This is a genomic window from Roseovarius sp. A46 (assembly GCF_004126395.1).
In the GTDB taxonomy this organism is placed as follows: domain Bacteria; phylum Pseudomonadota; class Alphaproteobacteria; order Rhodobacterales; family Rhodobacteraceae; genus Roseovarius; species Roseovarius nitratireducens.
The window spans coordinates 1-25,766 of the sequence record NZ_PVWS01000027.1 but is presented as its reverse complement, the minus strand read 5'-3'; the positions used below and the strand labels follow the sequence as shown (position 1 = coordinate 25,766).

General features: G+C 67.2%; 34 protein-coding genes. 7 read left to right on the top strand and 27 right to left on the bottom strand.

The features are described from left to right. Positions 1-105: 105 nt before the first annotated feature. Positions 106-1,248 carry an alpha-D-ribose 1-methylphosphonate 5-triphosphate diphosphatase gene (locus C6W92_RS13610; protein ID WP_129434142.1) on the bottom strand — a complete coding sequence of 381 codons (1,143 nt, stop codon included), beginning with the start codon at positions 1,246-1,248 and terminating at the stop codon, positions 106-108. Between the two features lie 50 nt (positions 1,249-1,298). Here C6W92_RS13610 and C6W92_RS13605 point away from each other — a divergent pair, with 50 nt between their 5' ends. After that, positions 1,299-1,985, top strand: coding sequence for a DUF1045 domain-containing protein (locus C6W92_RS13605; RefSeq protein ID WP_129434140.1), 687 nt, complete (start codon positions 1,299-1,301; stop codon positions 1,983-1,985). Here C6W92_RS13605 and phnN read toward each other — a convergent pair. Genes phnN through C6W92_RS13585 form a run of 4 tightly spaced genes read right to left on the bottom strand, consistent with a single transcriptional unit; the run spans position 1,967 to position 4,866 of the window. Beyond that, on the bottom strand, positions 1,967-2,515 hold the full coding sequence (gene phnN / locus C6W92_RS13600) for a phosphonate metabolism protein/1,5-bisphosphokinase (PRPP-forming) PhnN (RefSeq protein ID WP_129434138.1): 549 nt from the start codon (positions 2,513-2,515) through the stop codon (positions 1,967-1,969). The genes C6W92_RS13605 and phnN overlap by 19 nt on opposite strands. Continuing rightward, positions 2,512-3,198, bottom strand: a complete 687-nt coding sequence (phnL, locus tag C6W92_RS13595) for a phosphonate C-P lyase system protein PhnL (protein ID WP_129434174.1) — start codon at positions 3,196-3,198, stop codon at positions 2,512-2,514. The genes phnN and phnL overlap by 4 nt, the downstream gene beginning before the upstream one ends. 34 nt (positions 3,199-3,232) lie before the next feature. Continuing rightward, positions 3,233-4,003 carry a phosphonate C-P lyase system protein PhnK gene (phnK, locus tag C6W92_RS13590; protein ID WP_129434136.1) on the bottom strand — a complete coding sequence of 257 codons (771 nt, stop codon included), beginning with the start codon at positions 4,001-4,003 and terminating at the stop codon, positions 3,233-3,235. Then, positions 4,000-4,866 (bottom strand): alpha-D-ribose 1-methylphosphonate 5-phosphate C-P-lyase PhnJ, encoded by an 867-nt coding sequence (locus C6W92_RS13585; RefSeq protein WP_129434172.1) that lies wholly within the window; start codon positions 4,864-4,866, stop codon positions 4,000-4,002. Before C6W92_RS13585 ends, phnK begins: the two co-directional genes overlap by 4 nt. Before the next feature lie 107 nt (positions 4,867-4,973). Here C6W92_RS13585 and C6W92_RS17725 point away from each other — a divergent pair, with 107 nt between their 5' ends. Next, a complete protein-coding gene (locus C6W92_RS17725) occupies positions 4,974-5,117 on the top strand; it encodes a hypothetical protein (RefSeq protein WP_164989240.1) in 144 nt (47 codons plus the stop codon). Between the two features lie 14 nt (positions 5,118-5,131). Here C6W92_RS17725 and C6W92_RS13580 read toward each other — a convergent pair whose 3' ends face one another. Genes C6W92_RS13580 through phnG form a run of 3 tightly spaced genes read right to left on the bottom strand, consistent with a single transcriptional unit; the run spans position 5,132 to position 7,232 of the window. Further along, on the bottom strand, positions 5,132-6,217 hold the full coding sequence (locus C6W92_RS13580; RefSeq protein ID WP_129434134.1) for a carbon-phosphorus lyase complex subunit PhnI: 1,086 nt from the start codon (positions 6,215-6,217) through the stop codon (positions 5,132-5,134). Then, entirely contained in the window at positions 6,217-6,789 is a 573-nt protein-coding gene (phnH, locus tag C6W92_RS13575; RefSeq protein ID WP_129434132.1) for a phosphonate C-P lyase system protein PhnH, read from the bottom strand. The genes C6W92_RS13580 and phnH overlap by 1 nt, the downstream gene beginning before the upstream one ends. Beyond that, the gene (phnG, locus tag C6W92_RS13570; RefSeq protein ID WP_129434130.1) at positions 6,789-7,232 is read right to left on the bottom strand and encodes a phosphonate C-P lyase system protein PhnG; all 444 of its coding nucleotides are present in this window, start codon (positions 7,230-7,232) and stop codon (positions 6,789-6,791) included. The genes phnH and phnG overlap by 1 nt, the downstream gene beginning before the upstream one ends. Positions 7,233-7,335: 103 nt before the next feature. Here phnG and phnF point away from each other — a divergent pair, with 103 nt between their 5' ends. After that, positions 7,336-8,055 carry a phosphonate metabolism transcriptional regulator PhnF gene (gene phnF / locus C6W92_RS13565; RefSeq protein ID WP_129434128.1) on the top strand — a complete coding sequence of 240 codons (720 nt, stop codon included), beginning with the start codon at positions 7,336-7,338 and terminating at the stop codon, positions 8,053-8,055. A 113-nt stretch (positions 8,056-8,168) separates the two neighbouring features. On the opposite strand, the gene C6W92_RS13560 is transcribed toward phnF, so the two are convergent. The 5 genes from C6W92_RS13560 to phnC all read right to left on the bottom strand — a co-directional run bounded on the left by C6W92_RS13560 (position 8,169) and on the right by phnC (position 12,957). Further along, the gene (locus C6W92_RS13560) at positions 8,169-8,789 is read right to left on the bottom strand and encodes a chloramphenicol acetyltransferase (RefSeq protein ID WP_129434126.1); all 621 of its coding nucleotides are present in this window, start codon (positions 8,787-8,789) and stop codon (positions 8,169-8,171) included. A 102-nt stretch (positions 8,790-8,891) separates the two neighbouring features. After that, the gene (gene phnE, locus C6W92_RS13555) at positions 8,892-10,229 is read right to left on the bottom strand and encodes a phosphonate ABC transporter, permease protein PhnE (protein ID WP_129434124.1); all 1,338 of its coding nucleotides are present in this window, start codon (positions 10,227-10,229) and stop codon (positions 8,892-8,894) included. 2 nt (positions 10,230-10,231) lie between these two features. Then, a complete protein-coding gene (gene phnE / locus C6W92_RS13550) occupies positions 10,232-11,104 on the bottom strand; it encodes a phosphonate ABC transporter, permease protein PhnE (RefSeq protein ID WP_129434122.1) in 873 nt (290 codons plus the stop codon). 69 nt (positions 11,105-11,173) lie between these two features. Further along, positions 11,174-12,076 carry a phosphonate ABC transporter substrate-binding protein gene (gene phnD / locus C6W92_RS13545; RefSeq protein ID WP_129434120.1) on the bottom strand — a complete coding sequence of 301 codons (903 nt, stop codon included), beginning with the start codon at positions 12,074-12,076 and terminating at the stop codon, positions 11,174-11,176. A gap of 56 nt (positions 12,077-12,132) precedes the next feature. After that, entirely contained in the window at positions 12,133-12,957 is an 825-nt protein-coding gene (gene phnC, locus C6W92_RS13540) for a phosphonate ABC transporter ATP-binding protein (protein WP_129434118.1), read from the bottom strand. Positions 12,958-13,106: 149 nt separating this feature from the next. Here phnC and C6W92_RS13535 point away from each other — a divergent pair, with 149 nt between their 5' ends. The 3 genes from C6W92_RS13535 to C6W92_RS13525 all read left to right on the top strand — a co-directional run bounded on the left by C6W92_RS13535 (position 13,107) and on the right by C6W92_RS13525 (position 14,718). Next, on the top strand, positions 13,107-13,649 hold the full coding sequence (locus C6W92_RS13535; protein WP_129434116.1) for a TetR/AcrR family transcriptional regulator: 543 nt from the start codon (positions 13,107-13,109) through the stop codon (positions 13,647-13,649). 5 nt (positions 13,650-13,654) lie between these two features. Further along, positions 13,655-14,044: an META domain-containing protein gene (locus tag C6W92_RS13530; protein WP_129434114.1), complete on the top strand. Its 390-nt coding sequence runs from the start codon at positions 13,655-13,657 to the stop codon at positions 14,042-14,044. A gap of 143 nt (positions 14,045-14,187) precedes the next feature. Continuing rightward, on the top strand, positions 14,188-14,718 hold the full coding sequence (locus C6W92_RS13525; protein WP_104019265.1) for a universal stress protein: 531 nt from the start codon (positions 14,188-14,190) through the stop codon (positions 14,716-14,718). Between the two features lie 58 nt (positions 14,719-14,776). Here the strand turns inward: C6W92_RS13525 and recO are convergent, their stop codons facing one another. The 11 genes from recO to folK form a co-directional block, all read right to left on the bottom strand. Then, the gene (recO, locus tag C6W92_RS13520; protein WP_129434112.1) at positions 14,777-15,511 is read right to left on the bottom strand and encodes a DNA repair protein RecO; all 735 of its coding nucleotides are present in this window, start codon (positions 15,509-15,511) and stop codon (positions 14,777-14,779) included. Between the two features lie 9 nt (positions 15,512-15,520). After that, entirely contained in the window at positions 15,521-15,853 is a 333-nt protein-coding gene (locus tag C6W92_RS13515) for a DUF1491 family protein (RefSeq protein WP_129434110.1), read from the bottom strand. Positions 15,854-15,858: 5 nt separating this feature from the next. Beyond that, positions 15,859-16,767 carry a GTPase Era gene (era, locus tag C6W92_RS13510; RefSeq protein ID WP_129434108.1) on the bottom strand — a complete coding sequence of 303 codons (909 nt, stop codon included), beginning with the start codon at positions 16,765-16,767 and terminating at the stop codon, positions 15,859-15,861. Then, positions 16,764-17,450, bottom strand: a complete 687-nt coding sequence (gene rnc, locus C6W92_RS13505; protein ID WP_129434106.1) for a ribonuclease III — start codon at positions 17,448-17,450, stop codon at positions 16,764-16,766. Before rnc ends, era begins: the two co-directional genes overlap by 4 nt. After that, a complete protein-coding gene (gene lepB, locus C6W92_RS13500) occupies positions 17,447-18,277 on the bottom strand; it encodes a signal peptidase I (protein WP_129434104.1) in 831 nt (276 codons plus the stop codon). The genes rnc and lepB overlap by 4 nt, the downstream gene beginning before the upstream one ends. A 59-nt stretch (positions 18,278-18,336) precedes the next feature. Next, positions 18,337-18,747: a holo-ACP synthase gene (gene acpS / locus C6W92_RS13495; RefSeq protein ID WP_129434102.1), complete on the bottom strand. Its 411-nt coding sequence runs from the start codon at positions 18,745-18,747 to the stop codon at positions 18,337-18,339. Continuing rightward, positions 18,744-19,493, bottom strand: coding sequence for a pyridoxine 5'-phosphate synthase (locus C6W92_RS13490; RefSeq protein WP_129434100.1), 750 nt, complete (start codon positions 19,491-19,493; stop codon positions 18,744-18,746). The genes acpS and C6W92_RS13490 overlap by 4 nt, the downstream gene beginning before the upstream one ends. After that, positions 19,490-20,212 carry a DUF2062 domain-containing protein gene (locus tag C6W92_RS13485; RefSeq protein ID WP_129434098.1) on the bottom strand — a complete coding sequence of 241 codons (723 nt, stop codon included), beginning with the start codon at positions 20,210-20,212 and terminating at the stop codon, positions 19,490-19,492. The genes C6W92_RS13490 and C6W92_RS13485 overlap by 4 nt, the downstream gene beginning before the upstream one ends. Before the next feature lie 2 nt (positions 20,213-20,214). Next, a complete protein-coding gene (locus C6W92_RS13480) occupies positions 20,215-22,353 on the bottom strand; it encodes a bifunctional (p)ppGpp synthetase/guanosine-3',5'-bis(diphosphate) 3'-pyrophosphohydrolase (RefSeq protein ID WP_129434096.1) in 2,139 nt (712 codons plus the stop codon). 40 nt (positions 22,354-22,393) lie between these two features. Further along, complete coding sequence (rpoZ, locus tag C6W92_RS13475; protein ID WP_129434094.1) at positions 22,394-22,747, bottom strand: DNA-directed RNA polymerase subunit omega; 354 nt, start codon at positions 22,745-22,747, stop codon at positions 22,394-22,396. A gap of 65 nt (positions 22,748-22,812) precedes the next feature. Continuing rightward, positions 22,813-23,418, bottom strand: coding sequence for a 2-amino-4-hydroxy-6-hydroxymethyldihydropteridine diphosphokinase (gene folK, locus C6W92_RS13470; RefSeq protein WP_129434090.1), 606 nt, complete (start codon positions 23,416-23,418; stop codon positions 22,813-22,815). 145 nt (positions 23,419-23,563) lie between these two features. On the opposite strand from folK, the gene C6W92_RS13465 reads away from it, so the two are divergent. Then, on the top strand, positions 23,564-24,145 hold the full coding sequence (locus tag C6W92_RS13465; protein ID WP_104018477.1) for an NYN domain-containing protein: 582 nt from the start codon (positions 23,564-23,566) through the stop codon (positions 24,143-24,145). A gap of 19 nt (positions 24,146-24,164) precedes the next feature. Here the strand turns inward: C6W92_RS13465 and C6W92_RS13460 are convergent, their stop codons facing one another. The 3 genes from C6W92_RS13460 to C6W92_RS13450 all read right to left on the bottom strand — a co-directional run. Next, positions 24,165-24,638, bottom strand: coding sequence for a hypothetical protein (locus C6W92_RS13460; protein ID WP_129434088.1), 474 nt, complete (start codon positions 24,636-24,638; stop codon positions 24,165-24,167). Then, a complete protein-coding gene (locus C6W92_RS17720; RefSeq protein ID WP_206735534.1) occupies positions 24,632-25,627 on the bottom strand; it encodes a YadA-like family protein in 996 nt (331 codons plus the stop codon). Before C6W92_RS17720 ends, C6W92_RS13460 begins: the two co-directional genes overlap by 7 nt. Then, positions 25,584-25,766 (bottom strand): transposase (locus tag C6W92_RS13450; protein WP_206735533.1); only part of this gene is annotated, 183 nt, incomplete at its 5' end. The genes C6W92_RS17720 and C6W92_RS13450, both read right to left, overlap by 44 nt.

The window sequence follows — 25,766 nt, the reverse complement described above, 5'->3', positions numbered from 1 at the left end:
GCGCGGCTCATCGCTAAATGCCCAACGACCGCTCCAGGCCATTCACAACACCCACACCGGCGTGCGCAACCCTCTTCTCGCGGCCGGGCCGGGGCCGCGCCCCGATCACCCCACGCGCCGCCCCTGCGACCACGCGGCGCGCACCGCCGGCACGTCGCCGCGCAGCCCAAACCACACCAGGTCGGCGCGCGCTCCCGCCTCGATCCGCCCCCGGTCCTCCAGCCCCGCGGCCCGCGCCGGGCTCGAGGTCACCGTGGCCAGCCCCCGCGCCATGTCACCCCACATCACCCCCAGCCGCACCGCACCGTAGAGCAGCGCCGAGGGCACGTAATCCGACGACAGGATATCCAGATGCCCCGCCTCCGCCAGCTCGCGCGCCGCCACGTTGCCGGAATGCGATCCGCCCCGGATCAGGTTGGGCGCGCCCATGATGACGGCAATCCCGCGCGCGTGGCAGGCCCGCGCCGCCTCTGCCGTGGTGGGAAACTCGGCCAGCCGGATGCCATAGCCTTCTGATACCGCCACCTGTTCCTCGGTGGTGTCGTCATGGCTTGCCAGCACCGCGCCATAGCGCGCCGCATGCGCCACCGCCGCCGCCTCGTGCCGGTCGCCATGTGCCTCGCGCAGCGCCCGGAGCTGTGCGATATGCGCGGCAAATCCCGCATCGTCCAACCCGTGCTTGCCCTTCACATAGGTCTCGAGCTTGGCCATGTCGCGAAACTGCCGCTGCCCCGGCGTGTGGTCCATCAGGCTCACGATCCCCACCCGGTCCTGCGCGCCAAAGGCCTCCATCTCCGCCTCCAGCGTCTCCGAACAAACCTCGGCGCGCAGGTGCAGGAAATGGCTGATTCGCAACGCGCTGTCCGCCCGCAGCGCCCACAGCTCGTCGGCCAGCCCCCGCGCATAGGCACCATACCGCCCCACCCCCGTGGGGATCGAGCCCACGCGCATCGCGTCGAACACCGTGGTGATACCCACGCTGGCCAGTTCGGCATCATGCGCAAGGATCGCCGCCTCGTGCGGCCAGTCCACGCCCGGGCGCGGCTGGATATGTCGTTCCAGGTTGTCGGTGTGCAACTCCACCAACCCCGGCGCCAGGTAATCGCCGCCGCAATCCACCGCCCCCCGCGGCACGCCCGCACCCTCGCCGATCTCGGCGATCCGCCCGTCCCGCAGGCGCAGCGACCCGCGCCGCACCTCGTCGGGCAGCACCAGCATGGCATTGGCGAGGATGGTTTCTTCTGTCATGTCACCGTCACGCTTTCCTGCAAGAGATCGGCCCAGCGATGACAAGCCCCATGCCCTTCACCCGCTACGCCGTCTATGTCACGCCCCCGCCGGGGCCCCTGTCCGATTTCGGCGCGGCGTGGCTCGGCTGGGATCCCGTGCGCGGCACCACCGTGCCCCACCCCAACATCCCCGACCTGCCCGCGCCGGTCAGCGACCTCACCGACGCGCCCCGCAAGTACGGGCTGCACGCCACGATGAAGCCGCCCTTCACCCTTGCCCCCGGCACGACCGAGGCGGCCTTGCGCGACGCCTTCGCCGCCTTCTGCGCCGCCACCGCGCCGGTCACGCTTGACGGCCTCGCCATCGCGCCCTTGGGCCGCTTCCTCGCGCTCCTGCCCGAGGGCGACGAGACGGCCATCAACACCCTCGCCGCCGCCTGCGTCCGCGCGTTCGAGCCGTTCCGCGCGCCCCTCACCGAGGCCGAGATCACCCGCCGCCGCGCAGGCGGGCTCACCCCCGAGCAAGACTCCCGCCTCGCACAATGGGGCTATCCCCACGTGATGGCGGGCTTCCGCTTTCACATCACCCTCACCGGCAAGCGCCCGAAATCCGAATTGCCCACCCTGCGCGCCACGCTCACGCAACACTTCGCGCCGCTCCTGCCGCGCCCGGTCCCGGTCGACGCGCTCTCGCTCATGGGCGAGGATCGGCAGGGCCGTTTTCACCTGATCCATCGTCACGCCCTCACCGCGTAAATCCCGGCCAGCGCCAGCCGCGCCAGCCGCTCCACCGGCGCATCGGTGTCGATCTCGATCACCGGCCCCACCCCTTCGGGCAGCGGCTGCACAGCACCCGCCAGCCGCTCCTCGATCTCCGCGCCCGCCTCGCGCCCCCGCGCCGCCAGCCGCGCGGCCAGCACCTCGCCCGAGGCCACCAGGTGCAGCACTGCAAAGGGCTGAAACCGCCCCTGCGCCTCGGCCAGCGCCCCGCGCGACAGGTTGACCAGCAGATCGCGTCCGCCCGCCAGGTCGAGCCCGATCCCCACCGGCACACCATAGCGCAGCCCGTGCGCCCGCCAGTGCAACGCGAATCCCCCCTCCTTCAGCCGCATCGCGAATTCCGCCTCGCTCACCGCCTCGTGTCCCTCGCCGCCCGGATCGGCGGGCCGCGTGATCACCCGGCGCACCCGGCGCAGCCCGGGCCGCGCGGCGACCATCGCCCGCATCAGCGTGTCCTTGCCCACGCCCGACGGCCCCACCACGGCGATAAAGCGGCCCCGGCTCATGCCGCACCGCGCGTGGGCGTAAACGCCCCCACGTCCACCTCGCGATCGCAGACCCGCGCCCGCGCCTGTGCATCGTGGAAAATCCCGAGGATCGCGGCCCCGCGCGCCTTGGCCTCCTCGATGAGCGACAGCACCACCTCGCGATTGCCGGGATCGAGGCTCGCCGTCGGCTCGTCGAGCAACAGCACCGGAAAGTCATGCACGAACCCGCGCGCGATGTTCACCCGCTGCTGCTCGCCACCCGAAAAGGTCGTCGGGCTCAAATCCCACAGCGCCTCGGGGATGTTGAGCCGCTTGAGCAGCGCCTCGGCCCGCCCCAGCGCTTCGTCGCGGGCCACGCCCAGCGCCAGCAGCGGCTCGGCCACCACCTCGCGCGCGGGCACCCGCGGCACCACCCGCAGGAACTGGCTGACATGGCCCAGCCGCTCGCGCCTGAGCTTGATGATCTCGCGCGGCTCGGCGCGGGCCACGTCCACCCCCGCTACCTCGATCCGTCCCTCGGTGGCGCGGTAATTGCCGTGGATCATCCGCATCAGCGTCGATTTGCCCGCGCCCGAGGCACCGGTCAGCGCCACGCACTCGCCACGCCCCACCCGCAGATGCGCCCCCGCCATCACCTCGATCACGGCCCCGCCCTGGTTGTGCAGGACGAACCGCTTGCCCAGACCCTCGACCTCGATCACCGACATGCTCCTTCTTCTTGGTAAAAATACCCGCTCACACCTGCAACACGCTCGACACCAGCAACTGCGTATAGCCATGCTGCGGATCGTCGAGCACCTGATCGGTCAGCCCCGCCTCCACCACCCGGCCATCCTTCATCACCATCAGCCGGTCGGCCAAGAGCCGCACCACCGCCAAATCATGCGTCACGATCACCGCCGACAGGCCCATCTCGCGCACCAGCCCCCGCAACAGGTCCAGAAGCCGCGCCTGCACGCTGACATCCAATCCCCCGGTCGGCTCGTCCATGAACACCAGCCGCGGTCCCGTCACCAGGTTGCGCGCGATCTGAAGCCGCTGCTGCATCCCGCCCGAAAACGCCGAGGGCGGATCGTCCACCCGGTCCGCCGCGATCTCCACCCGGCCCAGCCAGTCCACCGCCCGCGCCCGGATATCGCCGTAATGCCGCGCGCCCACGGCCATCAGCCGCTCGCCCACATTGCCCCCCGCGCTCACCCCCATGCGCAGCCCGTCGCGCGGGGTCTGGTGCACCAGCGCCCAGTCGGTGCGCATCAGCATCCGCCGCTCCGGCTCCGACATCGCCAGCACATCCATCGGCCCCCGGTCGCGCGTGTCATAGATCACCGCGCCCCGATCCGGGGCCATCTGCCCCGACAGGCACGCCAGCAGCGTCGATTTGCCGGACCCGCTCTCACCCACGACCCCCATGACCTCACCGGGCCACAGATCGAACGACACGTCGGCACAGCCCACGCGGTCGCCATAGGATTTCGCGATACCCTGCACCTGCAAGAGCGCATTCATGCTACCCCCTCGGGCGCACCTTGCGCCCCCACATGCCCCGCCGCGCGCCGCGCGCGGCAATAATCGGTGTCGGAACAGACGAACATCCGCCCGCCTTCGTCATCCACGATCACCTCGTCGAGATAGCTGTCCCCGGCCCCGCACAGCGCGCAATCCGCCTCTGCCTTGCTCGCCTCGAACGGGTGATCCTCGAAATCCAGGCTCACCACCTGCGTCCAGGGCGGCAGCGCATAGATACGCTGCTCGCGCCCCGCTCCGAAAAGCTGGATCGCCGGGCAATCGCCCAGCTTCGGGTTGTCGAATTTCGGAATCGGCGACGGGTCCATCACGTAGCGCCCCGCCACCTTCACCGGGTAGGCATAGGCGGTGGCGATCGCCCCGTGGCGGCTGATATCCTCGTAGAGCTTCACATGCATCAGCCCGTATTCCTCCAGCGCATGCATCTTCCGCGTCTCCACCTCCGACGGCTCCAGGAATCGCAGCGGCTCGGGGATCGGCACCTGGTAGACGAGGATCTGCTCGTCGGTGAGCGGCGTCTCGGGGATGCGGTGCCGGGTCTGGATCACGCTCGCGCGCGCTGTCTCCTCGGTGGTGGCCACCCCCGCCGTCTTCTCAAAAAACTTGCGGATCGACACCGCGTTGGTCGTATCATCCGCCCCCTGGTCGATCACCTTGAGCGTATCCTCGGGCATCAGGCACGCGGCAGAGACCTGCACACCCCCGGTGCCCCACCCGTATGGCATCGGCATCTCTCGGCTGGCGAACGGCACCTGGTAGCCGGGAATGGCCAGCGCCTTCAGGATCGCGCGCCGGATCATCCGCTTGGTCTGCTCGTCGAGATAGGCAAAGTTGTAGGCGGTCACATTTTCGCTTTCAAATTTCATGAAAACGTCCCTTTCCAACATCTTGCTGCCTGTTTCTCCGGGTAGAAATCCATCTTCGATGCACACGCATAGAAGGAATTGGACAAATGATGATGACAATGGTGACTATCGCGCTGGCCGTGCTGTTCAGCGCCCTGCTTATCGGAAAGATACTCATGGAGCTGTTTCCGAATTCGGGCTTCGGTGCCAATCACGACGACGCGGCGAACCGGCAGACCCCCGGTGAATGAGCTTGCGGGCCGGGTCATTTCGCGGCCCCCTGCGGTGCGGCCGTGACCTGAGCCCGCAACTTCCGCACCAGCTCCAGCTCGCTCTGGAAATCCACGTAGTGCGGCAGCTTGATATGCTCCAGGAACCCCGTCGCCTGGATATTGTCGCAATGCATCAGGACGAATTCCTCGTCCTGCGCGGGCGCGCCCTCGTCTTCCTCGCCCAGCTCACCCCAACGCAACGCGCGATCCACCAGCGCCATGGCGATGGCCTTGCGCTCGGTCTGGCCAAAGACAAGGCCATAGCCGCGCGTGAACTGCGGCGGCTCGGTCTTGGACCCGGTGAACTGGTTCACCGTCTCGCACTCGGTCAGCACCACCTCGCCCAATTCGATGGCAAATCCCAGCTCGGGGATCTCCATCTCCACCGCCACCGCCCCGATGCGCAGCTCGGCCACGAAGGCGTGGTTGCGCGCATAGCCGCGCTGCGTCGAATAGGCGAGGCCCAGCAGGAACCCCTCGTCGCCCCGCGCCAGCGCCTGAAGCCTGAGCGCGCGGTCCGCGGGCAATTCCATCGGCTCCCGCGTCATGTCCGGCGGCACGTCGGCGCCGTCGGCCTCGCGCTCCATCAGGCCCTCGCGGTCCAGGTAGCCCATGATATGCGGCATCGCCTCTTCCGCCGCCTCCATCCGCGCGGCCTCCGGCGCCTCGCCCTCGGCGGCCAGCGCGAAATCCAGCAAACGGTGCGTGTAATCAAACGTCGGGCCCAGCACCTGTCCACCCGGCGCATCCTTGAACACCGCCGAAATCCGCCGGTCACAGCGCATCGCGCCCGTCTCCACCGGCAATGACGCCCCGAACCGGGGCAGCGTCGTGCGATAGGCCCGAATGAGGAAAATCGCCTCGATCAGATCGCCCCGCGCCTGCTTGATCGCCAGCGCGGCAAGGTCGGGATCATACAGCGAGCCCTCGGCCATCACCCGCCCCACCGCCAGGCTCATCTGCCCCCGGATTTGCGCGACGTTCAATTCCGCCACCCGTGGGTCGCCCCGCCGCTCCTCGGCGAGCCAGCCATGCGCCGCCTCGATCGCCTTCTCGCCGCCCTTCACCGCCACGTACATCAGCCCGCCTCCACATGGCTGCTGCGCGGCAGCCCGGCCAGCCGGTCGCCGCAGCAGAGCAGGAAATCCAGCCCCAGGGGAAACCGCGCCGCGTTACCCTGAAACGCCGCCACCTCGGGCAGCGACAGCGCCGCGCCACCCTTGATCCCCGGCCCCGTCAGCCGCGCACCATACGGCTCCAGCCGGTCCATCTCGACGATCAGCGTGGCCGACCGGTCGGGAAACTCCGGCTCACCAACCGCGTAGCCATCGAGCGGCGACAGCGCCTCCCACCTCCCCAGCGCGAACATCGCCGCACCCCGCTCCGCCACCACCGGCGCACCAGTGTGAAAGCCGATCCAGTCGCGCAAGCCGCGCGTGTCATGTCCGCCCGCCAGGTGCACCGGCGTGCCGGGATCGCACAGCACCAGCACCGCCACCCCCGCCGCGACAGACATGGGCGCGGGCGGCGCGGCCCCCGCCACCGCCTCCACCGTGCCGGGCCGCGCCATCGCCCGCATCACCGCGCGAAACGCGCGCGCCGAATCCACCGGCGCATCGCCAAAACCGCCACCAAGGGCTGCCGCCTCCATCAATCCTCTCCCCGCACCAGCGTAAAGAAATCCACCTTCGTCGCCGCCGCCTTGCCCGCCCGCTCGGCCCGCCGCGCCGCCTCGGCACGCACCAGCGGGTCGAGCACGCCCTCGCGCACGCGCACCGCCTCACCCCCTTGCATCAGCGCGTCGATCAGCGCCGCCTGCTCGGCATGCGCCTTGCCGCGCCCCTGCACATGGCCATGCCCGACTCGGCCATCGCCCAGCCGCACCGCGCAGCGCGTCACCACCATTTCACCAAGGTTGAACGCCGCGCCCTCGGCCCCGGCGCGGCCCCGCACCATCACCGCGCCCACCTCGGGCGCGCGCAGCCGTTCATGTTCGGGCACCAGCCCCGTGGCGCGCCACAGCCGGTCCAGATCATCGGCAGGGGCGCGGGCCAGAAGCCCCATCCACGCCTTGCGCTCGGAATTTTCGCCCATGACAGACACCTTGCGAATTTGTCGAGATTCCTATACAACTAGACAAATCATTACCGCAAACCCGGGCCGCCAACAAGCCCGCACCCCGTGAAACTTCCGTGACATGCCCAAAGACAAACCCACCGCGCTGTGGCGCAGCATCCATGACAGCCTGAGGGACGACATCGCGCAGGGCCGCTACGGCCCCGGCGCGCGTCTGCCCACCGAGGCCGCGCTCGCCGCCCGTTTCGGCGTCAACCGCCACACCGTGCGCCGCGCCCTCGCCGCCCTGGCAGAGGCGGGCACGATCCGCACGCGGCGCGGCGCGGGCGTCTTCGTTGCCCACCGCCCGACCGAATATCCGTTGGGCCGCCGCGTGCGCTTTCACGAGGCGCTGCGCGCGGCCGGCAGGCTGCCCGCCAAGGATATCCTCGCCATCGAGACCCGCAGCGCCGACACCGCCGAGGCCGCCGCCCTCGCCCTCGCCCCCGGCGCGCAGGTGCATGTCTGCGACGGCCTCTCGCAGGCCGATGGCGTGCCGGTGGCGCTCTTTCGCTCCTGCTTTCCGGCGGTGCGCCTGCCCGGCCTGCCCGAGGCGCTCGCCCGCCTGCACTCGGTCACCGCGGCACTCGCCGAGGCGGGTATCCCCGACTATACCCGCGCCTCCACCCGCCTTACCGCGACCGCCGCCAGCCCCACGCAGGCGCTGCACCTCGCCCTCGCCCCCGGCGCGCCGCTCCTGCGCACGGTCTCGGTCAATGTCGGTCCCGACGGCTCCCCCATCGAGTACGGGCGCACGTGGTTCGCGGGCGACCGGATGACCCTCACCGTCACCGACGACTGAAAAATCCGCCCCGGCGTCATGCCCCTGTCACAGCCCCGCGTTATCAACCGGGCATTCGACGTCCCCATACCAGGCATGATTTCAGCACGCAGAGGGCGGCCCCCGCGGCCGCCCTATTCCTGCTCGTGGCGGTCCAGAAACGCCTCCGCCGTCAGAGCCCGGAAATCCCCCAGCGCCGCGCGCAGCCGCGCATGGTCCCAGTCCCACCACGCCAGCGCGATCATCCGCTCGGCCAGGTCGCGCGCGAGCCGCGCGCGCAGCGGTTTGGCCGGCACCCCGGCCACCACCGTGTAGGGCGCCACGTCGCGCGTCACCACGGCCCCCGCGGCCACCACCGCGCCGTGGCCCACGCGCACCTCGGGCTTGACCTGCGCGTTGTGCCCGATCCAGGTGTCGTGCCCGATCCGCGCCACCCGCGCCCGCCGCCGCGCGAACCAGTCGTCATCGTCGCCGACATCCTCCCAATACGACGCCGAGCGGTAGAGGAAATGATGCAGGGACGCACGGTCCAGCGGATGATCCGTGGCGCCAACCCGCACGAAACTGGCGATATTGGCGAACCGCCCGATCTCGGCATTGGCGAGATCGCAGACCCGGTCACAATAGGAATAATCCCCCATCGCCACATGGGCGAGACGGCTGCCGCGCCCGACCTCGGTCCAGGCCCCGAACTCGCAATCGGTAATCTCGCAATCGGGATGGATCACCGCCCCGTCGGGTTGCAATCTCGGCATGCGGCGCTCCTTCAGAGATGAATGCCTGCGGCGCGGGTATTTTTGCCAGGAAGAAGCGCAAGGCCCTGCTTCATCTTGCCCGAAATATCCAAATCCATCGCCTCAATGTCCACTGTCATCCGAGGCGATGAGCCGCCGCCGCAACCAGCCCGAGACGGTATCCATCACCATCACCATGATGAGAATGAGCACGATGTAATAGCTCACCTCTTCCCAGTCCTTTTGCGTGATCATCGCCTGTGTGAGTAACAGCCCGATCCCGCCGCCGGTGATCGCGCCAATGATGGTGGCGCTGCGGGTGTTCGATTCGAGGTAATAGAGAAGCTGGCTCAGCAGCACCGGCGTGATCTGCGGGATCACGCCGAAACGGTAGCGCTGCAAGGGCTTCGCGCCCGTCGATTGCACCCCCTCGATCTCGCGCTTGTCGACGTTCTCCAGCGCCTCGGAAAACAGCTTGCCAAAGGTGCCGGTATCGGTGAGCAGGATCGCCAGCGCCCCGGTCAGCGGCCCCGGACCGAAGGCGCGCGCGAGAATGATCGTCCAGATCAGCGCATCGACCCCGCGTACGAAATCGAATACCCGCCGCACGCCCATCCGCACCGCCATCAGCGGCGAGAAGTTGCGCGCCGCGGCAAAGGCCAGCGGCAGCGCCACGATCGCCGCCCCCATGGTGCCGAGGAAAGCCATCAGGACGGTCTCGAAGATCGCCCACATCACATCCTTGTGCTGCCACATCCGGTTGTTCCAGATGTCGTGGATGATGGCGGCAAGGTTGCTCTTGCCCTCGACCACCCGCTCGCCGGAGAAGGCCAGCCCCGCCAACTCGCCAAAGCTCTTACCGTAGAAGGGGCTGTCCAGCGTGAACCAGAACAGCTCCCACCCGAAATGATAGCGCATCACCTCGGTGCGCGCGCGTGTCAACGTCACGCGCCCGCCCTCGGTGGTGATGTCCACCCGTGTCTTGCTGGCGCTGATCCAGCCGGGCACCGACTCAGAGGGCAGGTCGAGCACCACGCCCTTGCTGCGCGACACCTCCGCCGCGATCACGCCATAGCCCGGCACGTCATAGCGCATCGTGTTGCCGTCGATCACCACCTCGTGGCCGTGCTTGAGGCCCACGCGCGTGCGGTCCTCGCTTTCCAGTGTCACCCAGTCGGGGCTTGTGCCTTCGGGCCATGTGCCCTTGTTCTCGCCCTCCACCGCGATGGTCACACCGCCCATCCGGTTGTCGCGTGTCACATGCGTCTTGTAGCTATAGCTGTCGGCCACAAGGATGCGCGCGTTGTCCATCCGCGCGCGCTCGGCCAGCCCGGGGATGTCGAAGGCAAAGAAGATATAGACGAAATAGGCGAGGATCACCGCCGGGATACCAAAGGCCACCCACCGCTTGCGCCGAAAGAAGCCAGACGCGTCGAACCCTGCCTCGCTTGCCACGGTCATGGTCACGCCCCCCCGATCAGCTTGTTGCGGTAGCGGCTCGACACCTGGTCGAAGAACACGATCGTGCCGAACAGCAGCAGGAAGATCGCCGCCACCTCGTCATAGCGCCCCTGCCCCCAGCTAAACGCGTTCTTCAGGTCATAGCCGATCCCGCCCGAGCCCACGAAGCCGAGGATCGCCGAGGCGCGGATGTTGATCTCGAAGCGCAGCAGCGCATAGCTCAGGTAATTCGGCGCCACCTGCGGGATCACGCCCAGCCACATGCGCTGCCCCCATGTGGCACCGACAGAATGCAGCCCCTCCACCGGTTTCAGCGAGGCATTCTCGTTCACTTCCGAGAAAAGCTTGCCCAGCGCGCCCACCGTGTGCAGCGCGATGGCGATCATCGCCGGAACCGGCCCACCGCCGAGGATGAAGATCAGCACCAGCGCGATCACGATCTCGGGCACCGCGCGCAGGATGTCCATCACCCGGCGAAACAGCCCCACCAGCCGCGGCCATTTCGCCAGGCCGCGTGTCGCCAGCAGCGAGATCACCACCGCCCCCATCGCGCCCAAGAGCGTCGCGGCCGCCGCGATATTGATCGTCTCGATCAGCGAGGGCAGGAATGTCCACATCAGCCCCGGCAGGTTGGCGATCTTCTGCCCCGCCTCGGCCAGCACCTCGCCCGGAAACTGGAAAATGTTGCCGATCCCGTCCCAGAACCCGCCCGCATTGCGCGCATCGGCCACCTGGAAGCCCGAGACCATCAGCGCGATGAACACGATCAGCATCACCGAGCCATAGGCACGCTTGCGCCGGGTCATCGCCATGTAGGCGCCCTGCACATCCGCCACCCGCGCCGCGCCCGCCTGTCCTGCCGTCAGATCGCTCATGCCCTGCCCCCGTCACATGCGACCGGGCCCGCGCGCATGGCGGACCCGGCCGGTGTCAGCCCACCGGGCTCACATCTTGGATTTGCGCGCCTCGATGATCGAGATATAGGCGTCATGCGTGATCGGCATGAAGCCCAACGCATCGCCCTGAAGCACGCCGTAGGCACAATCGGCGTCGATGGACTTGAGCGATGCCCACAGGCCCGTCACCTTCAGCTTCACATCCTCGGGCAGCGCCTGGCGCAGCACGACCGGGCCTTCCGGGATCGGCTTCGACTTCCAGATTTCGACCATCTGGTTCATATCCACGAGCCCCGCATCCGCAGCCTTGCGCAGCGCGCCCGAATTATAGCCGTCTTCCCATGCGCCCAGGCCATCGGCCCAGGTAACACCGGCGTCGATATCGCCATTGGCGACCGCCACGATGGTCTGCTCGTGCCCGCCGGTGAATTTCACCTCGCCGAAATAGTCACCCGATTCCATGCTCGCGCCGACCTCCTGCGGGATCTCGATCGACGGGATCAGATAGCCGCTGGTCGAGTTGGGATCGCCGAAACCAAAGGTCTTGCCCTTCATGTCCTCCAGCGAGGCGATGCCCGTGTCCTTGCGGGTAAATCCGATGGAATGATAGCCGTAGGAGCCGTCGGTGTTGACCTTGACCAGCACCGGCTCGACCGCACCCGGATCGGTCAGGTAGGTCTTGGCATAGGCCGATGCGCCCAGCCACGCCACGTCGATGGTGCCACCCAGCAGGCCCTGGATCACGCCGTCATAATCGGCGGGGGTAAATATCCTGGTGGGCACACCCAGCAGATCCTCGGTTTTCTCCCGCAGGCACTCGTTCGAGGTCATGCGGTCCTGCGCGTTCTCTCCGCCCAGCACGCCGATGCGGAATTCCTCGATCTTGTCCTGCGCCAGCGCGGGGCTGACGAGGGCGGTGGTGGCCACGATGGCGGCAAACAGTTTGGTCATGTCTCTCTCTCCGGTTTGGTTTACGGCCCGCCACCCCCCGGCGGGCCAGGGGGTCGTCAGACCGCGGCCTCGGCCTCGCGCAGCGCGCGCAAGGTGCCCCGGTCCAGCGTTTCGATGGCAGTCGATGTGGCCTCTTCGGAAAAGCTCGCACCGGCGCCGTAAATGTCGCGCGCCACGCCGGTTGTCAGTTGCTCCGGCGTGCCGTCGAACACCACCCGGCCCGCCAGCATCCCGATCACCCGGTCACAATAGCGCCGCGCGGTATCGAGCGTGTGCAGGTTGGCGATCACCATGCGCCCGTCCTCCTCGTGAATCCGCCGCAGCGCGTCCATCACGATCTGCGCGTTCATCGGATCGAGGCTGGCGATGGGCTCGTCGGCGAGGATGATTTTCGGATCCTGCATCAGCGCGCGGGCGATCGCCACCCGCTGCTGTTGCCCGCCGCTCAGCGCCTCGGCGCGTTTCGGCGCATGTTCGGCAATGCCGAGCCGGTCGAGAATGCCGATGGCGCGGTGAATGTCGGCCTCGGGATAGAGGTTGAACATCGTCGCCAGCGTCGAGCGGCGGTTGAGCGTGCCGTGCAGCACGTTGCTGACCACGTCCATCCGCGGCACGAGGTTGAACTGCTGAAAGATCATCGCGCAATGCGACTGCCACGCGCGCTTGTCGGCACCGCGCAGCGCGGTCACGTCCCGCCCCTCGACGACGATCTTGCCCGAAGAGGCATCGGTCAGCCGGTTCAGCATCCGCAGGAACGTGGATTTTCCCGCCCCCGAGCGGCCGATGATCCCGATCATCGCGGGCCGTTCCACCGACAGGCTCACCGCGTCCACCGCCGTGTTTGGGCCGAATTTTTTGGTCAGCGCGTCAATTGTCAGCACGTGTCACCCCCAAGGTTCCTGCGCGCTCTCTAGGCGCGCCATGCGAAAACGGTGCAACATCCGTGCAAAGCTTTCGTGACACCGGCACGCGCGGGACGTGACCATCTGGCCCCTTGCCGCGTGCCTGCCCACCGCTTAAGCAAAAGGGCATGACCGCCGCGCGCCGCCCCCGCCTCACGCCCGACGACTGGCTCACCGCCGGGCTCGACGCTCTGTCAGAGAGCGGCCCCGGTGCCCTCGGGGCCGAGCCGCTGGCGCGCCGCCTTGGCACCACCAAGGGCTCGTTCTACTGGCATTTCGCGGATGTCCCTGCCTATTCGGCGGCGTTGCTCGCTCTTTGGCAGGCGGCGGCCAAGACCGCGCTCGACACCCCCGACGACGATCCCGCCGCCGCCCGTCTGCGCGCGGCGGCACAGGCCATCGCCGCACCCGACCCAGGCGCCACGCAGGCCGCCGAACCGGCGATCCGTGCCTGGGCCGCCACCGAACCCCAGGCCGCGCAGGCCGTGGCCGCGACCGATGCCTGCCGCCTCGATCACCTCGGTGCGGCGCTCGCGGCCTGCGGCATCGCCAACCCGGACATGGCGCGCATCATCCTCGGCGCGGCCATCGGGATGCAGGCGCTCGGCGCACCGGACGCCAACCGCAATGCCATTGGCTCGCTGGTCGATCTCGTGCTGGCTCTGAGGTGATCGCGATGCGCGTCGCGCTCCTGATCATCGCCATGTCGCTCCTTGGATACTGCAAGGACGAGACGGTGTCGGGCCACGGCGGGCAGAGTACGACATGGACGCTGCGCAGCATCGACGGCACGCCCTTTGCCGCCCGCGCCACGCTCACCTTCCCCGAAGAGGGCACGCTCGCCGGCGAGGCCCCGTGCAACCGCTACTCGGGGCAACAGAGCGTGCCCTACCCGTGGTTCTCCGCCGAGCGCATCACCGCCACCAGGCGCGCCTGCCCCGATCTCGAGGCCGAGACCCGCTACCTGCGCGCGCTAGAGAACATGACGCTGGCCGAGATCGCGGGCGACACACTCATCCTTTCGAACGACTCGGGCCGCGAGATGGTGTTCCGCGCGGCGCAATAGGGGCGGGCGCGCGCTGAGCCGGGCCAAACGCCCCCACCTTGATCGCGATCAATGCCACCGCCCCCCGGACAGGTTAGGTTCTCCCCGCAAGGAGTCGCGCATCACACGCCCGGCCCCGCACCACAAACGGGAGGGAACCAGCCATGAAGACCCATATCCTCGTCGCGACCGACGGATCGGACACCGCGAACAAGGCCATCGACCTCGCAGCCGAACTCGCGGCCAAATTCGACGTGCCGCTCACCGTCGGCCACGTCCTGCAATTCGGCCGCCCCTCGCGCGAACTCGCCCGCATGGCCGAGGTCGAGCATATCGTGGAATCGGTCCAGAAGACCCAGCAGGTCGACTTCAACATCCTCAGCGGCGCGGGCGGCGGCGATCTCTTCGCCACCTCGCGACCGTCCTCGGACATGGTGCGCGTGATCACCCTCATGGGCGACGAGATCGTCAACCGCGCCGCCGACCGCGCCCGCGCTGCGGGGGCCAAGCAGGTCGACACCCTGACCGCCGATGATGACCCCGCCGACGGCATCCTCGACATGGCCGAAAAGGCCGGGGCCGACATGATCGTCATGGGGCATCGCGGACTCGGGCGCGTCCGCTCGCTGCTCGCGGGCAGCGTCGCGCAGAAGGTCAACAACCACGCCGAATGCACCGTCGTGACGGTCCGCTGAGCGGGGCACCGCACGGTGCCCCTTTGAACCTTGCGGTTCGTCGCCTGAACCTACAGGTTCACCCCGCGCCCGCCCGCGCCGTCACCAGATCGACCAGCCGCGAACGGGCATCGGGCAATGGCTTGTCGCCGAGGTGCGGCGCGAGGTGATGGCGCAGGAAATGTCCCGTCACATCAAGGCCTTGCACGATCTCTGTGTCGGGCGCGGGGCCGTCTCCCAGCAGGCAGGGCGGCAGCGGCAACAAACGGTCGGCCCAGTCCCCCGCCCCCGCCCGCGACACCGCGCGCCCGGTCTTTGGGGATATGTAACTGAGATCATTGGCTTTTTCTCCCATCACCGCACAGCGCCGCAGGTCAAGACCAAAGCCCATTTCCTCCAGAAGCGCCATCTCCCAGTTGAGATAGGCCAGCGGCCATATGTCAGGCTGATCCAGAAGATCAAGTAAAATCATGCTTTTACGGTACAATTTTCCATGCGCCTCGCGCTCGGGCAGGGTAAAGCGCAACAGCGCGCAGACCGCGTTCAGCCCGGCCAGCGCGAGCCGGTCCCCCATCACCCAAGCTCTTGATTTCAAAGGCTCAACCCGAAACGTCCCGAGGTGATCCTCAAGCCGCGCGCGCCATTCCACGTCCACTTGCGCGCCGGTTTGCAGCACCGGCGCCATCCTGCGCGACGCCCCGCCCCGCACCACGCCCGCGTGCCGCCCATGCTCCGGCGTGAATACTTCAATGATAACAGAGGTTTCCCCGTGGTGTCGGCTACCCAGCAATATGCCCTGATCGCGCCACTCCATGGTCGGATGCTACCCCCCCAGCCCGTCCGAGTCGAGCAAGTGCCGCCCCGCCCGATCCTCGACCTCGACCACCCACAGGTCCGGATCGAAACCCCGCTGCCGAACGACCACCGCATCCACGTCCGCCTCGTCCCCTTCGGCCAGGGTAACCCACGCCCTGTCGCCCGTCATAAGGTCTATAGTCCTTTGAAAAAGCTTTGCTTTTCCATCCAGCGTGTTGAGCTTGACCAGTACCGCGCCAGCCGTATCATCGCCATGCGCCACCACGAATGCAGGGATATCCGCCAGCCGCAACCGCGCGAGGTAGGCGTCGATCCAGAACCGTGCGGTCAGCCGGGCCACGGCCCTCAGTTCCCGTCCTTGAAATCCAGCCCCATCTCGGAATAGCGCTCGGACTCGTCCATCCAGCCGGATCTAACTTTTACCTGCAAGAACAAATGGATACGCCGCCCCATGAACGCCTCCAGCTCCTCGCGCGCGGCCTTGGAAACAGCCTTGATCGTCTCACCACGATGGCCCAGCACGATCCCCTTGTGCCCGTCGCGCATCACGTAGATCACCTGGTCCACCCGCGCCGACCCGTCCTCGCGCTCTTCCCAATGCTCGGTCTCGACGGTCAATTGATAGGGCAATTCCTGGTGCAGCCGCAGCGTCAGCTTCTCCCGTGTCATCTCGGCGGCGATCATCCGCATCGGCAGATCGGCGATCTGGTCCTCGGGGTAGAGCCACGGCCCCTCGGGCACCTCGCCCGCCAGCCACGCGCGCAGATCGCCCACGCCATGCCCCTTCTCAGCAGAGATCAGGAACGTCCGCTCAAAGGCGAACCGGTCATTCATATCCTTGGTGAGTGCCAGCAGGACGGGGGCCTGGACCCGATCTATCTTATTGATCGCAAGGGCAATTCTGCGGCCCTTGGCAATCTCGCTCAGCCCCTCGAGGATACGCTCGACGCCCTCGGTAATCCCGCGATGCGCCTCGATCAGAAGCACCACGATATCGGCATCCGCCGCGCCCCCCCACGCGGCGGCGACCATCGCCCGGTCGAGCCTGCGGCGCGGCTGAAAGAGACCCGGCGTATCCACGAACACGAGCTGGCTGTCACCCTCCATCGCGACACCGCGGATGCGCGCGCGGGTGGTCTGCACCTTGTGGGTGACGATGCTGACCTTGGCCCCCACCATCCGATTGAGCAGCGTGGACTTGCCCGCATTGGGCTCTCCGATCAACGCGACGAATCCGGCGCGGGTGGTGGTCATGTTCCTGTCTCCAATCGCGCCAGCAAGGCACCCGCCGCCGCCTGTTCGGCCTGCCGCTTTGATCCGGCGGTGGCCACCGCGCTCTCGCCCGTGGCAAGCCGAACCTCTATAGTGAATTTAGGCGCGTGATCGGGGCCCGAGCGGCCCGTCTCGACATAGGCGGGCGGCGGTAGCCCGCGCGCCTGCGCCCATTCCTGGAGGCTGGTCTTGGGGTCGCGCGCATCCGCCTCCACGGTCGCGATCCGCGCGCCCCAAAGGCGCAGGACCACGTCACGCGCGGCCTCGTAGCCCCCATCGACATAAACCGCCGCGATCACCGCCTCCATCGCGTCACCGAGCAGCGCCTCCTTGCGGCGCCCACCCGAGAGCATCTCGGACCGGCCCAGCTTGAGCACCTCTCCAAGGTTGACCTCGCGCGCCACAGCCGCACACGTCTCCTTGCGCACAAGCGCATTGAAACGCGGCGCTAGCTGGCCTTCGGCGGCGGCACGATCCGCCTCCAGCAGGGCCTCGGCCATCACGAGGCCCAGCACCCGGTCGCCGAGGAATTCCAGCCGCTGGTTGTCGGTGCGACCCGGCGAAGAAATCGAGGAATGGGTGAGCGCCTCGATCAGAAGCGCGGGGCGGGCGAAATCATGCCCGAGCCGCGCCGCGAAGTCCCGCATCTCGCCCGAAAGCTTCACTCCAGCCCCTCGAAAAAGCGATCCCCGCGCCATGTCCAGAAAAACAGCATCGACCGCCCCGCCGAGGAAAAGATCACGCGGTTTGCACGTCCGATGAGGTTTTCATATGGCACAAAACCCACGCCCCCCACCGCCTGGGGAAAGCGCGAATCGGTGGAATTGTCGCGGTTGTCGCCCATGAAAAAGTAATGCCCCTCCGGCACCGTGAACACGCCTGTATTGTCAGCGCGTTGCGGACCGATGTCGAGAATCGCGTGGCTGCGCCCGCCGGGCAGCGTCTCGATATAGCGCTCCTTGATACAGTCCGCACCCAGCCCAACGACGCCATTGGCACAGCGCGGGCGGATGCGCATCGGCCCCTGCGGTGAAAATTTCTCGACGAATTCCCCCGCCGGCTCGATCTCCACGGGTTCACCGTTGAGGTGCAGCAACCCGCCCTTCATCTGGATCCGGTCGCCGGGAAGCCCGATCAGCCGCTTGATGAAATCGGTGCCGTCCACCGGGTGACGGAACACGATGATGTCGCCACGCTCGGGCTCGCCGCCGAGGATGCGGGTGTTGTCACCGTCGAGCCAGCCGCAGATGTCGCGCGCGTCGATATCGAGCCCGCCCAGCCGGATCGACGGGCAGGAGGCGTAGGAATAGCCATAGGCCATCTTGTTGACGAAGAGGAAATCACCAATGAGCAGCGTATCCTTCATCGACCCGGACGGGATCCAGAAGGGCTGAAAGAACAGGGTGCGGAAGATGCCTGCAATCACCAGCGCCCAGAAAACGGTCTTGACCGTCTCCCAGATGGAGCTGCCTTTCTGGGTCTCGGATGCCATGCCTGTCTCCGCGGGGGTGCCTGTGGTCCGGCGCTTCATGCGGCGCGTGGGCCGGGGTGTCAAGGCGCGGGCACGATCGGGCGCGCCTCGATCACCACGAAAGCCTGAGCCCAGGGGTGATCGTCGGTCAGCGTGACGTGGATGATCGCCTCGTGCCCCTCGGGCGTCATCTCGGCCAGCCGGTCGGCAGCCCAACCTGTAACATGCATCACCGGCTGCCCTGTCGCCAGATTGCTGACGGCCATATCCTTCCAAGCGATCCCCATGCGCAGCCCTGTGCCGAGCGCCTTGGAACACGCCTCCTTGGCGGCCCATCTCTTGGCATAGGTGCCCGCCACATCGGCGCGGCGCTCAGCCTTGGCTTGCTCGATCTCGGTAAAGACGCGGTTACGGAACCGGTCGCCGAACCGCTCCAGCGTGCCGGCGATCCGGTCGATATTCGCGAGATCCGTGCCGATGCCGAGGATCACCCCCGCGCCTCGTCCATAAGGCGGCGCATCTCGGCGATGGCCGGTTGCAGCCCCATGAATATCGCCTCGCCAATGATGAAATGGCCGATATTCAGCTCCCTCACCTCCGGCAATGCCGCCACCGGCTGCACCGTGTCATAGGTCAGCCCGTGCCCGGCATGCACCTCCAGCCCCAGCGAATGGGCATAGCTGGCCATCTCGCGCAGCCCCTCCAACTCGCGGTCGCGGGTGGTGATATCGCCTTCGGCATGGGCGTCGCAATAGGCGCCGGTATGCAGCTCGATCACCTCTGCGCCGATCCGATGGGCGGCGTCGATCTGGCGCTTGTCCGCGGCGATGAAAATGGACACCCGGCAGCCCGCCTCGCGCAGCGGCGCTATGTAATGCGCCAGCCGGTTCTCCTCGCGTGCCACCTCCAGCCCGCCCTCGGTGGTGCGTTCCTCGCGCTTTTCGGGCACCAGACATACGGCGTGGGGCTTGTGACGCAGGGCAATCTTCTGCATCTCGGCGGTCGCCGCCATCTCGAAGTTGAGCGGCACCGTCAGCACCGCCATCAGCCCGTCGATATCGGCGTCCGAGATGTGGCGACGGTCCTCGCGCAGATGCGCGGTGATCCCGTCAGCGCCCGCCTCCTCGGCGATGCGTGCGGCGCGCAGCGGGTCGGGGTAGCCCCCCCCCCGCGCGTTGCGCACGGTGGCGACGTGGTCGATGTTCACGCCAAGGCGCAGTTCTGTCTCAGCCGTCATCGGTCGTTTCCTTCATCTCGTATCGCGCCCGGTCCATCCTGGTCTGCCTCGTGGTTCTCGTCAGCCTCGTCCGCCATCTTTTCCTTGGCCGCCCGTTTTTCACGGAGCGCCTCCCACTTGGCCTTGAGCACGCCCCGGCGTCGCTTTTGATAGGCGGCGACCACTGGCAAGCTGATGTAATATGCGGCGAGCCCGGCCACGATACCCGGCACGATACCCCCGATCATGTAGGGAAAAAACACCTCGTCATAAAAGATGCCGAGCCCGTGCCAATCAGCCTGCTCGTCCGTGAACACCGCGACAAGATTGTGCCTGAGATCCTCGCCTGCATCGAGAAACTTGCCGCCGAGCGAGCGGCTGATCTCGTCTTCATGGGGGGTGTGGCGCCCGAGGATGACATGCCCCGTCTGCAACGACACGACACCGATCGGCAGATAGGTCAGCGGGTTGCCGAAGAACGTCGCCAGAAGAGCCGCCGGAATGTTACCGCGCACCACCAACGCAATCGCGGCGGCAATGAAGAAATGCAGCCCGTAGAACGGCGTGAAGGTGGTGAAGACCCCCGCAAAGATACCCCGCGCGATGCGCTCCGGCGGGTCTGGCAGCCGGTGCAGCCGGTGCTTTACATAGGTGAAGGCGCGCGCCCAGCCGCCGCGCGGCCAGAGAAAATCTGCCACGATGCGCCACCACGGCCTACGGTCTCGGCGTCTGAAAATCACGCCTACGGCTCCTCGCGCTTGTCCCCCGAGCGGGACGGATCGCGATAGCGTTCCACGGCGGCAACGTCCGCCTCGGCGTCGAGCGCCGACAGGACGCTGTGCAGATGCTCGGCATCGCGCAACTCGACATCGATCAGCAATCGGTAAAAATCTGGTTTCCGGTCGACGAATGTCAAATCCGAGATATTGGCCTTCTGCTCGCCTATCAAGGTGCAAATCCGCCCCAGCACGCCCGCATCGTTGCCGATGGTCAGGTCGAGCGTTACGGCATAGGCCGCCGGATGCTTGCCGGTGTGCCAATGCAGGTCGAGCCAGCGCTCGGGCTGCTGATCGTAGCGCGACAGTGTCTCGCAATCTATGGCGTGGATCACCACGCCCTGCCCGCGATGGGTGATGCCGACGATACGCTCGCCTGGCAGCGGCTGGCAACAGCGGGCGCGGGCAAATCCCTGGTCGGCGCGCAGGCCGATCACCGCCCGGTCGCGCGCCACCTCGGCCTCGCCCGCGGGGGCGAGATCGGGATAAACCGCGCGTAGCACCTGCTGCGCGGTCAACTCGGCGCTGCCCAGACGTGCGCGCACCTCGTCGGCATCCTTGAGCCGCAGCGTGCGTGCCGCAGCCTCCAGCGCCTTGTCTGTGGCGCGCTTGCCCACGTGCTCGAAGGCCGAGCGCGCAAGCTCGCGGCCCAGCTTGACATAGCGGTCGCGGTCCAGCTCACGCAGTGCCCGGCGAATGGCCGCGCGCGCCTTGCCGGTGGTGGCAATGTCGAGCCACGCGGCCTGCGGCATCTGCCCGCCCGCTGTAATGATCTCGACCGATTGCCCATTCTTGATCCGCGTCCAGAGCGGCACACGCATCCCGTCCACCTTGGCCCCCACGCAGGCATGCCCGATCCGTGTGTGGATGGCATAGGCGAAATCTATCGGCGTGGCCCCGCGCGGCAGCTTGATGACATCGCCCTTGGGGGTGAAACAGAACACCTTGTCGGCATACATCTCGAGCTTGACCGCCTCGAGGAAATCCTCGTGATCCTCCTCGGCGTCGAACTGTTCGTTCATCGCCGAGATCCAGCGCGCGGGATCGACGGCAAAGGGGTTCTCGGCGCGCACCCCGTCGCGATAGGACCAGTGCGCCGCGACCCCCGTCTCGGCCACGTCATGCATCGCCTGAGTGCGGATCTGCACCTCCACCCGCTTGCCGTCCCGCCCCGACACAGTCGTGTGGATCGAACGGTATCCGTTGGATTTTGGCTGGCTGATGTAGTCCTTGAACCGCCCCGGCACCGCGCGCCAGCGGCGATGAATCACGCCCAGGACCGCGTAACAATCGGCCTCGGACCCGGTGATGATACGAAAGCCGTAAATGTCGGACAGGCGCGAAAAGCCCATCTGCTTTTCCTGCATCTTTCGCCAGATCGAATAGGGCTTCTTGGCGCGCCCGAACACCTCCGCCGCGATCCCCGCACGATCGAACTCAAGGCGCATGTCGCCGGTGATTCGCTCGACCACGTCGCCGGTCTCGCGCTGAAGCGTGATGAAGCGGCGGATGATCGAGGCGCGCGCCTCGGGGTTGAGCACGCGGAACGCGAGATCCTCGAGTTCCTCGCGCATCCACTGCATCCCCATGCGCCCCGCGAGCGGCGCGTAGATGTCCATCGTTTCGCGCGCCTTCTGCGCCTGCTTGTCAGGGCGCATCGCCTTGATCGTGCGCATGTTGTGGAGGCGGTCGGCGAGCTTCACCAGGATCACCCGCAGATCGCGCGACATGGCCATGAACAGCTTGCGGAAATTCTCCGCCTGCTTGGTTTCGGAGCTCGACAGTTGCAGGTTGGTCAGCTTGGTCACGCCATCGACCAGCTCGGCGATCTCGGTGCCGAACCGCTCTTCCACCGTGCGGTAGGACGCCTTAGTATCCTCGACCGTGTCGTGCAAAAGCGCGGTGACGATGGTCGCGTCATCCAGCCGCTGTTCCGTCAGGATCGCGGCGACCGCGACGGGATGGGTGAAATAGGGCTCGCCCGAATGCCGCGACTGACCCTCATGCATCTCGCGGCCAAACGCATAGGCGTCGCGGATGAGGGCCTCGTCCGTCTTCGGATTGTAATGGCGCACCAGCGAGATCAGGTCATCGACGGCGATCATCTGGTGGCACGCCCCGGTCCCTTGGCGGTTGCGACGAGCCTCAGCCCTCGCCCTGCGCTTCCATCAGGGCGCGCAGCAGCTTTTCCTCGGACATGTCGTCCGGCTCCGGCTGGTCGGCTTCCGCCCCCATCATAAGCGCCATCGTGTCCTCTTCGGGCTCGTCCACCTCGATCTGGGTCTGGTGGGATTCGATGAGCCGCTCGCGCAGATCCCCAGCCGATTGCGTCTCGTCCGCGATTTCGCGCAGCGCCACGACAGGATTCTTGTCGTTGTCGCGATCCACCGTGAGCGGGGCGCCGGCAGCGATCTCGCGCGCCCGGTGAGCAGCGAGCATCACCAGCTCGAATCGGTTCGGGACCTTGTCGACGCAGTCTTCTGTGGTTACGCGGGCCATGCGACCTCCGGCAGTTCTCGGGCATTTCGATCAGAAGCCCGGTATTTAAGGCGTCGGGCCGGGATTTACAAGCACCGATTCGGCAGCGCCACGACCTCGGCGCGCGCCGCCTCGGGCAGAGCCGAGAGCATCTCGCGTACTGTTTGCCCGAGGATCGGATGACGCCAGTCAGGGGCCACATCCGCCAGCGGCACCAGCACGAAAGCCCGCTCCTGCATCCGCGGATGTGGAAGGATGAGCCGGTCGGGGGCCTGCCCCTGCGCTTCCAGAGGTCCAAGCGCGCGCCAGCGCCCGTGCGTTCCGGCATCCGGCAGGACTCGCGCACCGATGGCCAGCAGATCGAGGTCGAGCGTGCGCGCGCCCCAGCGCGTGGCCCAGCGCGCGGCACGGTCGCGTCCGAATTCCGCCTCGACCGCGTGCAGTTGCGCGAGCACGGCCTCGGGCGTGCCTGCGATGCGTAGCGCGGCAGCAGCATTGACGAAATCCGGTCCCGACCCCGGCGGAAAGGCCGGCGTGCGGTAGAACGCGCTCACCGCGGCCTGCGTTCCTGCCATGATCTCCAGGCGTTTCACTGCGGCATCAAGCGTTGCTGCCGGCCCGCCCTCGCGGTCCCCATCGCGCAACGGCAAGTTTGCGCCCAGCGCGATCAAGCACAGTTGATCCGACGTCATCACAAACCTATCCTTTTGTGACGTGCCACTCACTTGAAGCCAGCAAGGTCACCGATTAACTCTTCCGCTACATCCGGCTTGCCGCACCACTCACACACTCACTCATCCACAGGCAATCCGGATCGATTTGAAAGGATATTCCACGATGTTTTACAAGGATGATCGTCTGGCCTTGTTCATCGACGGCTCGAATCTTTACGCCGCCGGCAAGGCTCTCGGGTTCGACATCGACTACAAGCTGCTGCGCAACGAATTCATGCGCCGGGGCAAGCTTCTGCGCGCATTCTACTACACCGCGCTTCTCGACAATGACGAGTATTCGCCGATTCGCCCCCTCGTTGATTGGCTGCATTACAATGGCTATTCGATGGTGACCAAGCCAGCGAAGGAATACACCGACAGCCAGGGCCGTCGCAAGGTCAAGGGCAACATGGATATCGAGCTCGCCGTCGACGCGATGGAGCTTGCGCCGCGCGTCGATCACATCGTGCTGTTCTCGGGCGACGGAGATTTCCGACCGCTGGTTGAGAGCCTGCAACGACAGGGTGTGCGTGTCTCGGTGGTATCGACCATCCGCAGCCAGCCGCCGATGATCTCTGACGACCTGCGCCGCCAGGCCGACAATTTCATCGAACTCGACGACCTCAAGGAGGTGATCGGACGGCCCCCGCGCGAACCTCGCGATCCGTCCGAGCGCGAAGCCGCCTACGCCACCGCGCAAGAGTGACGACCAGGGCAGGCGCGTGTTACTCGCGCGCCTCGCCACTCTCCTCGGGCACCGACGGCTCCCCGCGCCCCACTGACAGGCCCAGGAGCCGCCAGTCCACGCCCTGCTGCGCGAACAGCATGTCAAACAGCACCGCCTCGGGGCGCATCGGGATGCGCCCACGCAGGCGCAATGCACCGTCCTCGACGATCTCGGGCGGCACGGCCATTTGCGGCGCGTAGAGCACCACCCGCCCAAGCGGCAGGTCGCGGGTGCGCGCGAACACGCCGGCCAGTCGCGCCGCGTCATTGGCGGCGCGGAACCCGGGTGCAGAAAGATCGCGCAGCACCGTGTAATTACCGGTCCGGTTGGCGTGATCGAGCGCGATCAGCGTCGTCCAAACCAGCCGTGCCACCTCTCCCTTGGACGGTGGCGTGGTCTGGGCGGTCGCGTGCGCGGCAAGCACAGCGCTCAACAGCACCGCGCGCGCCGCCACCCGCAGCCAAGTCACCATTTGAACGTCACGCCGATCCGGCCGCCAACACGGTTCTCGCGAAAGCCGACGCCGATGCCACCGTCAAACTGCGCATTGGGCGATATCCGCACCGCGCCCGTCGCTGCGAAGGCGCTGCCGCCTGCATAGGTGCCAAAGCCTCCAGACAGGGCGAAGTTCTCCGCCCCGGCAAGCGATGGCGACTGCATGGCCAGCGCCATCGCCACCCCGTCGCGGTTCTCGCGGACGTCGCCATTGAGGCCGCGGATCGCCGCAGCGGTCGCGCCGCCGTCGGTGGCGAGGTTGCCTTGCGCGTCCGATGTCACGAGTTCCACCGCCCCGGTTTGTGCCGCACGGCTGGCCGCCGAGGTGATGCCAGGTGTCGTGTAAGTATTGGTGGCGCCGCCGATGACCACCTGGTTGGCTGCCGTGGTCTGTGCCCCCGCACCCAGCGCCATCGCGTTGGCATGGGTCGCCTGCGCGCCCTGTCCAAGCGCCGTGCTATCCTCTCCAGAGGCCGTGCTGAACTGGCCGGTCGCCGTACTGCCGTCCCCCGAAGCGAGGCTCGCCTGCCCGGTCGCGGTGCTGAACTCGCCCGTGGCCGTGCTCTGCAGGCCAGAGGCGACGCTGTCCACGCCAGAGGCCAGGCTGGCCTGCCCCGAGGCGACGCTGCCGGTTCCCATCGCGGTGCTGAAATCACCGGAGGCTTCACTGCCCGTGCCGGTTGCCGTGCTGGATAGGCCCGAGGCAGTGCTGAACTGACCCGTTGCCGTGCTGTCGTCCCCCGAAGCAAGGCTCGCCTGCCCGGTCGCGGTGCTGAAATCGCCCGAGGCGGTGCTGAACTGACCCGTCGCCGTGCTCTGCAGGCCCGAGGCGCTGCTGAACTCACCCGTCGCCGTACTCTGCAGGCCCGAGGCGATACTGGGCCCGCCAAGCGCCGTGGCGCCATCGCCCGAGGCTTCGCTTTCATGTCCAAGCGCCGTGCTGTTGTTGCCCGAGGCGGTGCTCACCCCGCCGATCGCGGTACTGAAGTACGATGTCTTCGGTGATGGCACCGTTAGTGGTTGAAAAGTACCCTCGCCCCCAAAACCGGCAGCCCCAGTAGCGCTTTCGGATGGCTGGAAACTCCCGTTGCACCTTGTGGGACGA